11 protein-coding genes and 1 pseudogene are annotated in these 13432 nt (G+C 47.5%); 7 read left to right on the forward strand and 5 right to left on the reverse strand.

The window, feature by feature from the left end:
* The first annotated feature begins 77 nt into the window (after positions 1-77).
* The 4 genes and pseudogenes from ACYVFD_RS25320 to ACYVFD_RS25335 all read left to right on the forward strand — a co-directional run bounded on the left by ACYVFD_RS25320 (position 78) and on the right by ACYVFD_RS25335 (position 5126).
* Positions 78-1043, forward strand: coding sequence for a PhoH family protein (locus ACYVFD_RS25320; protein WP_461093391.1), 966 nt, complete (start codon positions 78-80; stop codon positions 1041-1043).
* Positions 1024-2406, forward strand: a complete 1383-nt coding sequence (locus tag ACYVFD_RS25325) for a M43 family zinc metalloprotease (protein WP_461093298.1) — start codon at positions 1024-1026, stop codon at positions 2404-2406. The genes ACYVFD_RS25320 and ACYVFD_RS25325 overlap by 20 nt, the downstream gene beginning before the upstream one ends.
* 108 nt (positions 2407-2514) lie before the next feature.
* Complete coding sequence (locus ACYVFD_RS25330; RefSeq protein ID WP_461093299.1) at positions 2515-2967, forward strand: GNAT family N-acetyltransferase; 453 nt, start codon at positions 2515-2517, stop codon at positions 2965-2967.
* Positions 2964-5126 (forward strand): annotated as a pseudogene (locus ACYVFD_RS25335) (ComEC/Rec2 family competence protein). Before ACYVFD_RS25330 ends, ACYVFD_RS25335 begins: the two are co-directional and overlap by 4 nt.
* A gap of 83 nt (positions 5127-5209) precedes the next feature.
* Here the strand turns inward: ACYVFD_RS25335 and ACYVFD_RS25340 are convergent.
* On the reverse strand, positions 5210-5767 hold the full coding sequence (locus tag ACYVFD_RS25340; RefSeq protein ID WP_461093300.1) for a hypothetical protein: 558 nt from the start codon (positions 5765-5767) through the stop codon (positions 5210-5212).
* Positions 5768-5845: 78 nt separating this feature from the next.
* A complete protein-coding gene (locus tag ACYVFD_RS25345) occupies positions 5846-6406 on the reverse strand; it encodes an ABC transporter permease (RefSeq protein WP_461093301.1) in 561 nt (186 codons plus the stop codon).
* A gap of 116 nt (positions 6407-6522) precedes the next feature.
* Here ACYVFD_RS25345 and ACYVFD_RS25350 point away from each other — a divergent pair, with 116 nt between their 5' ends.
* A complete protein-coding gene (locus tag ACYVFD_RS25350) occupies positions 6523-7194 on the forward strand; it encodes a TetR/AcrR family transcriptional regulator (RefSeq protein ID WP_461093302.1) in 672 nt (223 codons plus the stop codon).
* Between the two features lie 90 nt (positions 7195-7284).
* Positions 7285-8610 carry an ABC1 kinase family protein gene (locus ACYVFD_RS25355; protein ID WP_461093303.1) on the forward strand — a complete coding sequence of 442 codons (1326 nt, stop codon included), beginning with the start codon at positions 7285-7287 and terminating at the stop codon, positions 8608-8610.
* A 56-nt stretch (positions 8611-8666) separates the two neighbouring features.
* Here the strand turns inward: ACYVFD_RS25355 and ACYVFD_RS25360 are convergent, their stop codons facing one another.
* Entirely contained in the window at positions 8667-9587 is a 921-nt protein-coding gene (locus ACYVFD_RS25360; protein WP_461093304.1) for a pirin family protein, read from the reverse strand.
* 224 nt (positions 9588-9811) lie between these two features.
* Between ACYVFD_RS25360 and ACYVFD_RS25365 the strand changes: the two genes are divergently transcribed.
* Positions 9812-11368: a T9SS type A sorting domain-containing protein gene (locus ACYVFD_RS25365; RefSeq protein WP_461093305.1), complete on the forward strand. Its 1557-nt coding sequence runs from the start codon at positions 9812-9814 to the stop codon at positions 11366-11368.
* 66 nt (positions 11369-11434) lie between these two features.
* Here ACYVFD_RS25365 and ACYVFD_RS25370 read toward each other — a convergent pair whose 3' ends face one another.
* Both ACYVFD_RS25370 and ACYVFD_RS25375 read right to left on the reverse strand, forming a co-directional pair.
* Positions 11435-12457 carry a Gfo/Idh/MocA family protein gene (locus ACYVFD_RS25370; protein WP_461093306.1) on the reverse strand — a complete coding sequence of 341 codons (1023 nt, stop codon included), beginning with the start codon at positions 12455-12457 and terminating at the stop codon, positions 11435-11437.
* Positions 12458-12524: 67 nt separating this feature from the next.
* Positions 12525-13406, reverse strand: coding sequence for an alpha/beta hydrolase (locus tag ACYVFD_RS25375; RefSeq protein ID WP_461093307.1), 882 nt, complete (start codon positions 13404-13406; stop codon positions 12525-12527).
* Positions 13407-13432: the final 26 nt, after the last annotated feature.

Consider the following 13432-nt stretch of genomic DNA (forward strand, 5'->3'; position numbering starts at 1 on the left):
AAATTTTTGATAAAATGCGTTGTAGAAGTAAAGAAATCGCTTACTTTTCGGAATCACACATTAAACTTATTCATCGTTTGGTCGAAAAAGTCATCACCCTCGACAATATATCGCTCATTGATTTTTTGGGCGTCGAGAACAACAACATTAAAGAAGTAGCTGCCGCTTTTCCCATGAGCAAGATCATCTCGCGCGGCAACGAAATACGGATCAAGGGAACTACGCCCGAGATTAGCCGAATCAGTGATATTCTGGACTCATTGATGGAGCACTATCAGAAGTATGGTAAAATTACTCATGAAAATGTCCAGAATTACATCAACCACAGTGGTCAGCCTACAACGGGTGGTCTGATCGCTCCTCCAACCTTACCCGACGACGACGAAGTTCTGGTTTACGGGAACCGGGGAATCGTGGTTCGGGCACGAACCGATAATCAGAAACGGCTGGTCGAGGCTGCGGAGAAACATGACCTGGTTTTTGCGATTGGGCCAGCCGGTACGGGTAAAACATACACGGCCGTTGCGATTGCCGTACGTGCGCTGAAAAATAAAGAAGTCAAGAAAATTATCATTACCCGTCCGGCAGTCGAAGCGGGAGAGAACCTTGGGTTTTTGCCGGGTGATCTGAAGGAGAAAATTGACCCCTACCTTCGGCCGATTTATGATGCCCTCGATGATATGATTCCGGCAGAAAAACTGAAGTTTTATACCGAAAATCGTATTATTGAGATTGCACCACTGGCCTACATGCGGGGGAGAACATTGAATAATGCCTTTATTCTGCTCGATGAAGCACAAAATACCACATCGATGCAGATGAAAATGTTTCTGACCCGGATGGGCCCAACATCGAAAGCAATTATAACGGGTGACCGATCACAGATTGACCTGCCCAATCGGCAGAAGTCAGGGTTGATCGAGTCGGTTGATATTTTGAAAAATATCAAGGGTATAGCCTTCGTTGAGCTGGATGGGCGCGATGTGGTTCGGCATAGGCTCGTTCGAGAAATTATTACTGCATATGATAAAGCTGGGCATTAATCGCCTGAAACTTGACAAGCGAACCACCCGTAACTGGCTGATTGGTTCGCTTGTTTTAGCCATTTCGCCAGTTGCTGGTGCACAAACGGTAACAGATACCACTGTCAAACGCTGTGCAATTGTCGACTATGAACGGGTATTACAGCAGCGGGACCCTAACCGGCTTCAACAGATTCAGGAACTGAACCGCCGTGTTGAACAGCGATTGACCGATCAAAAATCGTTGCGGGCTGCGGCAGCAGATACTACCGTTTACCGCATTCCGGTGGTTATTCATGTAGTGCATAATACGGCCTCAGGAGCTACAGGTGGTACCAGCAATGTTAATATCTCGGATGCCCAGATTCTGTCACAAATTCAGGTTCTGAATGAAGATTATCGGCGGAAAGCAGGTACGCTAGGCTATAATACCAGTTCGATCGGAGCCGATGCCCGTATTGAGTTTTTTCTGGCGACAGCGGACCCCAACGGCAATCCAACGAATGGGATCACCCGACATTACTATCCGTCGAAGACAACGTTTGATATTCTAAACGATGATACGCTGCTCTCACAAATTGTCTACTGGCCCAGCGATCGGTATCTGAATATCTGGGTAACTCGTTTTCAGGATAGTTATCTAGGATATACGCAGTTTCCAACAGCCGCTGATACGCTGAAGGGGTTGTGGCCAACATCCAATGAATTGGTGGATGGATCGTTGATCGATTATCGCGTATTTGGGAAGCAAACAGGAGCAGTGAACCGGCCTTTGTATATGCTGGGCCGAACGGTTACGCATGAGATTGGACATTGGCTGGGGCTGATTCACCCCTGGGGCGATGGCAGTGGCTGTGCTGAGGATTATGTAGCAGATACCCCACTGACAGCGGATCGATCGATTTCGCCCACCAACTGCAATCAGACCTACTCGACGTGCGTAGCTGGCAAACAAACCCGTGATTTGGTTGAAAATTACATGATGTATTCGCCAGATGCCTGCATGAATATGTTCACCGCCGGGCAAGTAGGGCGAATGCGGGCTGTTCTGGCATTAAGTCCTCGTCGGGCAAGGCTGGTAAAGTTGTCCTCCATCACAACCCCATTGGGCGAAAGCGAGCAGTTAGCCATAAAAGTATATCCCAATCCCTTCCAGAGCGATTTGCAGACGGATATTCCCCTGATGGATGTCCTGCTCAAAGGGACTCAGTCGTTTCAGGTTGATCTGTTTGATAATACGGGCCGTCAGGTACGATCTACCAGCTATACTAATTCGCCGAGCACCCGGTTGATGCTTCCTGTTTCAGGATTAGCAAAAGGTATGTATATTGTTCGGGTAAAGACAGATAATGAAACGGTCAGTAAGCGTTTTGTTATGCAATAGTTAATCTGTTTCAGGTTTCATAGTTCAAGTTGGCTGACGCGAAAGCAATTGCGTTTTCGCGTCAGCCAACTTGAACTATGAAACCTGAAACAATATGTACCACCCGCTATGATCACGGTTCTACCTATTTCCAATCCTACTGATCTTGAGTCTGCCTTCTCCATTCGTCGGGAGGTGTTCATTGACGAGCAGCAAGTGACACCGGAAGAAGAGTTCGACGAATTTGAAGATAGTAGTACACACTTTCTGGCCTGCGCCGATGCTACACCCTGCGGTACCGCTCGCTGGCGACGGACATCTAACGGTGTTAAGTTGGAGCGATTTGCTGTTTTATCGGCTTTTAGGGGAAAAGGGGTGGGAAAGGCATTGGTTCAGGCTGTACTCGATAATGTGTTTAGTCAGCAGCCAGAACCGATAGAAAGTATCTACCTGCACGCACAGGTGACCGCTATGCCACTGTATGCAGGGTTTGGCTTTGTACCAGTTGGACCTATGTTTGAAGAAGCGGGAATTCAGCATTACAAAATGGTATTGCCAGGTTCAGCCTATTCGAAGCAATGAACGGGCAACCTTTTGTACGGTATGTGGCAGGGCTAATAGCCGGAATTGTACTGTATGTATGGCAACCCGATTGGCATTTCCTGCCTTTCGTAGCCTTCCTAACGGGGCTGGCCCTATACTTGTGGGGATTTATCCGAACGGCTAACCAGCGTATCAAACCAATCCAGACGCTCCCAGGGGTAGGTATATTGTTGCTGTTGGCAGGGTTGGGATGGGCCATTACCTATCAGCGTACCGCCAATAATCGACCCGACGATATTAGCCACCTGACCGATTCGCTACAAGCGTATGTAGGGGTGATTTCGGCACAGCCAGAAGAACGGGCCAAGACTTTTCGGGTTGAACTGGAAATCCAGAAAGGAAAATGGAAAAGGCATCAAACGAACACACAGAAGAAGAGCTTAACGGATTCGGCTGGTGATTGGCATCCACTAAGTGGACGCGTAATTGTCTATCTGGATAAAGCAGGGCAGAGATCGCCAACCTATGGAGAAGTCTGGCTGGTATCCGGCCCACCCCGACCGATTGACCCTCCGCTCAATCCGGGCGAATTTAATTACAAACGATATCTCAGCTACCGAAACATTGGACATCAGCAATACTTGCGGCCCTATCAGCGACAGATTTTATCCCTTGACCCGCCGAACCCTATCACGAAGGTCGCAATACAAATAAACCGTTGGGCAGATAGTGTACTAACTCAACAAATTGGAACACGGTCTGAATATGGCATCGTTAATGCGATGATTCTGGGCGTTCGAGATGACCTGGATACAGAACAATACCGGGCGTATTCAGTGGCAGGGGCCGTCCATATTCTATCGGTTTCGGGCTTGCACGTGGGTATCCTGTTTCAGGTGCTGACGTTGTTGCTTGGGTTTCTGGCGAAGCGAAAGGGAGGTAAGCTGCTAATGGCGGCTTTGCAGTTGACTATCCTGTGGTTTTATGCACTCATAACCGGATTTTCGCCACCAGTGCTGCGTTCGGCCGGGATGTTTTCAATGGTTATTCTGGCCAATGCCCTGGGGCGTCAACAGCAATTGCCGAACACACTTGGTGCATCGGCCTTTTTTATCCTCTGCTTTGATCCGTATGCGCTATTTTCGGCTGGCTTTCAGTTGTCTTATCTGGCGGTTGCCTGAATAGGCGCGTGGCAATCATCGCTTTATCAGTCGTTTACGTTTCGGAATAGCTGGGCTAATCGGCTCTGGGAACTGACGGCTGTTGCGTTGGTGGCGCAGCTCATTACGTTTCCACTCGGTGTATTTTATTTCCACCAGTTTCCAACCTATTTTCTGCTCGCCAATCCAGTCGTCATTGTCATGTCAGAAATCCTGCTGCCGATGGCTATGTTATGTCTTGCAGTAAGCTGGGTGCCCTATATAAACACGATTGTAGGCTGGTTTTTGCAAAAAACGGCCTGGCTATTGAACGGAGCCGTTCAATTGACCAGCGAGTTACCAGGGGCTGCCTGGGAAGGGCTATGGCTATCATCAGTCGCTTTGGTACTTACGTATGGGTTCATTTTTTGCGGGGCCGCTCTGTTACTGACCCGCCATCGAACTTATCTGTGGTCAACTTGCTTGGCTGCGGTGGCATTGGCTGGTGTGCTTCTTTGGGAAATGGTTCAGCAAACCCATCAGGAGAAACTGGCAGTCCATTTTCTACCGCATCGAACGGCGGTTAGCCTGACGAAAGGTCGGCAAAGCACGCTCCTGACCGATCTGGATACGGCCGATAAGCGTTCATTTGATTTTTATCTTAAAAATACCTTTGGTCTGTGGGGTGTTTCGGACATACATACTGCCCATCTGAGTCGGAGCACTACTACGGCTGATTCTTCAGTGTCGATTCCGGCTTATCACCAGTCACGCAACTGGGCGCTATGGGTTTGGCATGGCAAAACAATTCTACTGTTGAATAAACTGACCGGTCAATCGCACTGGCGATTTCCAACTGTTGTAGACTACCTGATTATCCGGCGGAATGCCTTGCGTGAATGGGACCAGCTAAACGGGCGGATCGTAGCCCAGCATATCATATTCGATGATTCAAACCGCACTCCATTGACCGACAGGTTGTTAACTGACGCCAGGCAACGAGGAATTACCTGCTATTCGGTTCGGCAGATGGGAGCTTATATAGCTAATTTAAAATAATTGCACCGTTTTATGTAACGTTCATATGGTATGCAAAAACGAATCGGTCAGAGAATTTTCTCTGACCGATTCGTTTTTGTGATCTATTGCTTTGGCGTACCCGTCGAGTCGGGTTTGGGCTGCATGCCTTTAGGGGCAGGTGGGCGCCAGCCGCCAACTGCTTTCTGCATTTCCGGCTTTTTCGTCTGATATAATGTCCACTGTTCAGCCGTAAGAATCTCTTTGAGTTTGTCTTCTTTTTCCTCATTGAGCATAAGCATCATGTCTTCAATCTGCTTGCGGCTTTCGGGAGTTGGTTTGGTGCTGGTACCTATGATGTCTTTAAGAGCTGACTGCTGCTGATTCCCGTACTCGTTATTGAGTTGTTTGACTGCTTTAAACTGCTCTTTAGAAAGCGGAAGGTTTTCTTTTAGCCATTTGGTTTCTCGTTGGGCCAGTTCGCCTGCAATGTTAGGAATGTTCGATCGCGAGGTGGCTGTCATGTCCTGGCTAAAGTTACCGCCCATCCGGCGTCCCATGCTTCCACCATATCCACCACCATATCCATATCCACCATACTGACCCACGCTTTGAACACTGATCAATAAGCTGATACAAAAGCATAAACTACCTAGAAAATGACTATGGGCTGAGACGTTCATAGTTACGATTGGATTTGACAAGTATGTAATTAGAACGGCAAAGTTCGGTAAAAAATGTACACTAGCCTACGAACTAAACTACCGGACATAGGAAGCCCGACCTAAAGTAGTCTCAGTAGTTTGAACGCGAACGCGTAGTTGAGGTTGCTCACCCTCGGGTACCAGTACGATGATGTTGTTAGAAACGGTTTCACCGTTTTCGAGCATATGACCCGCCTGCACCTGGATCGTAGTGGTAACCACTTTCCCTTCGGCATTTTTCGAACTAGTCGAATAGGGAACCGAGAAAGGACGGGCGCGAACCGTTGTTGTTTTTGATGTTAACCGGGCTCCCGTAGCGTTGACACAATCGAAATTGGCCAGCAAATCCTGGTCTTGCAGACCAAAGGTTGTTTGCCGGGGAAAAAACAGCCGGGTGCAACCGCTTTTGTTGGTTACGTAAACCGTGAGTTCATACCGATTGAAGGTGCCTTTACTACCGATCTCTTTTTTGCTTTCATTACGAATGGCGTACCCATATTCAATACCATTGAATTGAGCGGGTTGGTCAGTTGTAATTTCGTAGGACGATTGTGCCTGGGTCGAGAAGCCCAATCCAACACCAAGGGTCAGAAGCAGACAAAAAAGGCGCGTGTTCATGAAGATTAGAAAGAGGATAAATACGGGTTAAATTTACAATGAAATTAGTGATTTATACAGCGGTTTTATGATTGAAAGGGCAAACTTTTCTGATCGACAGACCGTTGGATTAGTATATGGAAACGCTCGAAAAAATCCGTAAGGCGTACACCGAGTACGTCCTGGAACATGGAAAACAGCCCACCTCCGTTTTCCAGTTTGTAAAAAAACTCAAGATTGCCGAAGCAGACTTTTACAAGGAGTATGCTTCATTTGACGCCATCGAGGCCGATGTCTGGACTACCTTTTTCAACGAAGCCAAAACCACCGTTGAAGCAGACCAAACCTACCAGAGTTATTCCGTTCGCGAGAAACTGCTGGCGTTTTACTATACCTGGATTGAATTGCTGAAATCCCAGCGAAGCTTTGTAGTATATAGTTTTGGACGACTTCAGAGCGAGGGGAATGGTACACGGCGATTAAGGCCGGAAGCTTGGCAACTGAATCAGAAATCGCGCGTGTTGGAGCCCTTTAAAGAAGCTTTCTATGATTATGTTCGCGATTTGCTGGCCGAAGGTCGTGAGAGTAAAGAAGTTGAACCGCGTCCGTTTATTACAGACCGTTACCCCGATGCACTTTGGGGTCAAACGCTGTATCTGCTCAATTTCTGGGTGCGAGATGTGAGTAAAAATTTCGAGAAAACCGATACCGCCATTGAAAAGACAGTCAACACCGCGTTCGATCTGATCGGGCGGTCACCTCTGGATACACTGTTTGATCTGGCCAAGTTTATGTACCAAAATAAATGATTGAATTTTGAATGAGTGAATGATCGAATAAAACTGCCTCCTGAGCCTATTCAATCATTCAATCACTCAATCATTCAAAATTAACTCCGGATGAAAACCCAAACGTCTGTTCCAACTACCAAAGTTGCTCGTGCCACTCAGTTTGTTAAGGCTGGAGTGAAAGTTGGTGGGAATTATATAAAACATTACAGCAAGAAACTGCTCGATCCTGAACTTCCCAGAGAGGAACTGCACAAAGATAACGCAGCAGATATCTATGAAGCATTGAGCGAATTGAAAGGTTCGGCGCTGAAAATGGCGCAGATGCTAAGTATGGACCGGGGATTGCTTCCCGTAGCCTATTCGGATAAGTTTACCATGGCGCAGTATTCAGCGCCACCGCTGTCGGGCCCATTGGTAGTCAAAACGTTTCGAACGTATTTCGGGAAAGCACCGTCGCAGCTGTTCGATTCGTTTGATATCAATGCCGTTAATGCGGCTAGTATTGGGCAGGTACATCTTGCCTGGAAAGATGGGAAAAAACTGGCGGTTAAAATTCAATATCCCGGCGTGGCTGATTCAGTTAGTTCGGACTTGAAAATAGCCAAGCCACTGGCTGTTCGTTTACTCAATCTGGATGAGCGACAGATTGACTATTTTATGCAGGAAGTGGAAAGTAAGCTCCTGGAAGAGACAGATTACGAACTCGAACTCCGCCGAAGCATCGAAATATCGGAGGCATGTTCGCATATTAGTGGGTTGGTATTTCCACACTACTACCCCGAATTGTCGAGTCGACGAATCCTAACGATGGATTGGTTGGATGGCCTGCACTTACGGGAGTTTCTGGCAACAAATCCTTCGCAGGAAGTGCGCGATCATATTGGGCAATTGCTCTGGGATTTCTATGATCATCAGATTCATGCGCTTCGGCAAGTCCATGCCGATCCCCACCCCGGCAATTTTCTGATGCGTGCCGATGGAACGCTTGGCGTTATTGATTTCGGCTGTGTCAAGGAGATTCCCGATTATTTTTATGACAACTATTTCCAGTTGCTTCGACCGGATAAGCTTCTGGATCCGCCAGTTGCTGAGCAGGTCTTCCTGAACCTAGGCTTTCTCGTACCGCAGGATACGATTTCTGAGCGAAAATTTTATTCCGATCTGTTTGTGCAGATGATCGAAATGCTGGGCAAACCCTTTGCCGTCGACTATTTCGATTTCGGCGACGATGCCTATTTTAACAAAGTGTATGCATTTGCCGAAGACCTGTCGAAGATGGAAGAATTAAAGAACTCGAAGGTGGTACGAGCCAATCGGGATGGATTATACATCAACCGGACATACTACGGGTTGTATGCCATGCTAAACGAATTAAAGGCTCGCGTACAGATTACTAAACCAGAATGGTTGCGACCAAAGCAACTGGTAGCTTAAGCGTATGGCATTGACCCTGGCCTGATTCTGTTTGGGCCAGGGCTTCAGTAAGGCGTTCAGGATAGAGGTGGAGGAGGGGGCGTGCCAGTACCGGCTGGTCTGGAATGATCGTGCGGAAGCGGTATAAATTCTTTATTATCATTGGGAGGTAAGGCAATTCGGCCGGCTTTCCAGTCGGCTTTGGCCTGTTCAATGCGTTCTTTTCGGGACGAAACAAAATTCCACCAGATAAATCGCTCGCCCAGAGGTTCTCCACCCAGCAGCATGATCGTGGTGGCTTCAAGAGCAGTCAGGACCGGATCGATGCCGGGTGTAAATACCAGTAGCTGACCGGCTCCATACCGATTAGCGCCAACTTCTACCGTTCCTTTGGCCACATACGCACCCCGTTCGGGATAGCCCATCGGTAAACCAAATCGGGCGCCAGGCTGTAAAACAACATGAGCGTAAAATAAGGGTGAGTGAGTTTTAACGTGGTTGGTAAGTCCAAACGCATTACCCGCAATCAGCCGTAGCCAAACGCCATTGTCCGTAAAAATTGGAAGTTCATGCGGTTGGTAATTGTCGAAACTGGGGGCATTTTCTTCATGGGTTTCGGGAAGGGCCACCCACGTCTGAAGCATCTCCAGTCGTCCACCGGCTAAGGTAGCCGGGTCTTCAAAGCGCTCGGAATGGGCGATGCCCCGTCCCGCTGTCATCCAGTTCACCTCACCGGGGCGGATAATCTGCTCAACGCCCAGACTATCGCGATGAGTCACCTGCCCATCGAACAGATAACTTACTGTCGACAGGCCAATGTGCGGATGAGGGAGCACATCCATGCTGGGAGCCTGAGCGGGTGTAAACTCTACGGGGCCTCCATGATCCATAAAAATAAACGGACCAAGCATCCGTCGAAGCCGATAGGGAAGTATACGTCGGACATTGAATCCATTACCTAAAGAGGCCGGGCGAGCGTCGATGATCAGGTCAAGCATGAAGCGAATATGGAATAAAAAAAGTTTATCAAAGTGGGGATAGGAAACTGCGATGTTACTGAAATGTGAATAATGGATTGGTATTGTTTCAGCAATTACTTTTGCAGCAAGAATCAGGATATTTACTGGTGATTATATGTAGATAGTCTCAGCTTAAGTATTACACTCAATTACTTATCCTGCTCTGTCAATTGATAGCATCCATCTTTATTCATCATTCCTCTATGCAATTTACAACTACATTCACTTCTTTTTTTGTAAAAGTAAGCCAATTTGGCCTTGGGCTATTGTTAATTTTGGTGTTATCCGCATCTCAAACGAGTTTGGCTCAGAGCGGTCCTTCCTGCGATACATACGTTAATAAAACGGTTGCTGATGGACTGGGAAGCAACTCTGTAAACAGTGTCTACGCCGTTGGAAACACCGTTTATGCGGCAACGGGCGGGGAGTCGGATGGTGGCTTGAGTATATCGACCAACGGGGGTGTTACATTCACAAACCGAACAACGACCGATGGTCTGGGTGATGATGTGGTTTTTAGCGTATATGTGGTAGGAAGCACCGTATATGCCGGCACACTCCGCGGCTTCAGTATATCAACCGATGGCGGTGCCACATTCACCAATAAAACCACGGCCGATGGATTAAGTGATGATTTTATTACCAGTGTATATGCGGTGGGTAGTACCGTTTATGCCGCTACACAAAGCGGTCTGAATATTTCAACGGATGGTGGCAACACATTCGTAACAAAAACCACAGCCGATGGACTGGGTAGTAATTTTGTCTGGGGGGTGTATGCCATCGGAACAACCGTTTATGCCGCTACGGGAGGTGGAGTAAGTATATCAACCGATGGCGGTGCCACATTTGCCAACCGAACGGATGCCAATGGATTAGGCAGTAATACTGTGTACGGTATATATGCCGTCGGAAACAATGTCTATGCAGCTACCGATGGTGGGTTTAGCATGTCGACCGATGGCGGTGCTACGTTTACCAACCGAACGGATGCTGATGGGTTAGGCAGTAATACGGCAATCAGTGTGTATGCCATTGGCAGTACAATCTATGTAGGAACCGACGGTGGGTTAAGCATTTCGACGGATGGTGGAGTTACTTTTTCGACTAAAACCGATGCAAACGGTCTGGGTAGTAATTATGCCCTGAGTGTATTTGCGTTAAGCGATCGAATTTATGTAGGCACTGATGGGGGACTGTCGTATTGTGCTGTGAACGCTTTACCAGTTACGCTTCTATCGTTTTCGGCTGATGTTCAGGACAAACGCACCGTCAAACTGAATTGGAAAACGACGAACGAAACCAACAACGCCTACTTTTTACTGGAACGCAGCAAGGACCTGAAACAGATTGAGACTGTAGCTAAAATACAGGCGGCTGAAGGGATTTTTCAGGATCATTCCTACGCGTATCATGATGAGCAACCTATTCCTGGAACCAGTTATTATCGTTTACGTCAGGTTGATCTGGATGGACATCAAACCACTTACCGCTGGGTTTCTGTAGTGGTCGACAATCAATCCTATGGCGTATTTCCGAATCCGGTTGAAACGAATCAGTTAACGCTTCATCTTGATGAGCCAGAAACCGCCTTAATTGGATTATTTACCGTAGAGGGGCGGTCAATTTCCTTACAGCGGGGAACCCATCAGGACGGAAACTTAACGTTGAAAACGGTCCAGAAACTACCAGCGGGTGTATATATGCTACGAGTAGAAGAACGGGCGCAAGTCCGGCTGCATCGGATTCTTGTTAACTAAATGATTATTACTATAGGTTTCATGTTTCAAACGATCAGTGGTAGCGTTTGAAACATGAAACATTTTTTACCGTTCTGCCGATTGGTAAATCCGTTCAACGATTTCCTGTAGAATAGCTCCCTGGTCGGCCGTACAGACATTTGAGGGTTTACCGGCGCATGCATCCAGGAAAGCCATAGTGTTTTTAAGTTGAATATCAGTCTCTTCCAGAAAGGGGAAGCGTATATCGGCCAGTTCGCCCGCCAATTCAGTATGGAGTGAAAACGGGAAAAGCCTGGCTCCACCTTTGGCTCCAAAGACCTCCAGATTTCGTTCTTTTTCGGCCTCCATATTCAGGGCAAATGAAGCCGTTAACATGATGGACGATTTATTGGGAAACGACAAATAGGCTGTAGCAGCATCTTCTACCTCAAACGTTTCAGGATTCCATTGGCCCAATAGTCCCTTTCCACCTGCCTTGCCAATAAAATCATACGTATTGCCCAGTACCTGTTCTGGTGTAGGATAACCCAGGGCAAAGAGGGCCAGATCCAGCACATGAACACCAAGATCCATCAACGCACCACCACCCTGCATAGCTTTGTTGGTAAAATAACCCCAGCCCGGAATTCCCCGACGACGCACAAAAGAGGCTTTGATATGATAAATATCTCCTAGCAAGCCATCCGTTTTACACCGCATCAACAGTTCGTATTCACTCGCTTGCCGAAGCTGGAAGTTATAGGCTAGCACGCGGCCTTTTTTTCGGGCCAGATCGGCCATCTCGCGGGCATTTTGCGCGTTTAGAGCCGGTGGTTTTTCGCAGAAAACATGACAATTCTGCTCCAGAGCCTCCATTGTTTGGGGATAATGGAGATTATTGGGCGTACAGATAACCACCACATCGGGAGCGCATTGCCGAAAAAGCTCGGCCGTCTCGTTGAACGCATATGGAATGTTGTGGGTGTCGGCCAGGGCGCGGGCTTTGCTGAGTTCGCGGCTGCATACGGCTACCAGATCGACCTGATCGGATAGGTGTTTAAGGGCTGGAATATGATTCTTGTCGGCAATATTGCCTCCGCCAATGATGGCTGCTTTCAGTCTGCTCATGCTGTAAAGAAAGCAAAAAATAGCTTCCTGAAATGAGTCAGTTGGTTATAGAAAGTAAGTAAAAAAGTTATTTGTCAGCGGGAGGGGGGTATAAGAGCCTGAATGCATTAAAAATAGCCTGGTGGGTAATGGTCGCGTGGTTTTCCTGAGGCAGATAGTCGAAGTACAGGTGCAAATTTTTGTTTTTAGTATCAGTTAACTTTTCTGCCAACAGGTTCGCATCCACTTCCATGACGTGCGGTATATCGCTGGGGCCAAGGCCTTCTTTCCCAACGCCTATATATACGGCCAATGGTTTACTCAAATGAGCTTTAAGCGCATCCGTTTTTTGCTGGAGCAGAGAGCCGTTATCCCACCAAAGACTCGGACTGATAATAATGTACTGTGTAAACAAAGCCGGTTTTTTAACCAGAATTTCAGTAGCCAGCAGCCCTCCCAGCGACTGCCCGATAATCGTTTTAACTTCGGTAGTTTTATACGCCTTATTAATGTATGGTTGTAATTCGGTTTCCAGGAATGCGATAAATTTCGCCGATTGTCCAGCGGTTTTATAGCGTTGTTTGTCTTTTTCTATTGTTGTTGGATAGGTAAAATCCCGCCGTCGATCCGTATTGGCAATGCCCACAACGATGGTTTTTGGGATGCGGTTGATCCAGGAAAACGTATTAAACTGGACGAGCCCCACGACATGAATAAAATCTTCATCGGCCGAGCCGTCGAGCAGGTAAATAACCGGGTAACGGATGGTGTCGTTGGGGTTGTAGCCCTCGGGCAGGTAAATGTTTAGCGTTCGCTTTTCGGCTAACTGCGTCGAATTGATTTCCTGAGTAACGCCCAGCACAAACGGTTTCGTGGTAACAGATCGTTCGGGTTGACTGACTTGGCCAAATGCTCTGGTTATCAGGATAATCAGAAAAAAAGCATGTTGGGCAATACGGACAGTTGTCATGTTGGGCAATAGCGGAAAATGTACAA

The organism is Spirosoma gilvum (assembly GCF_054776815.1).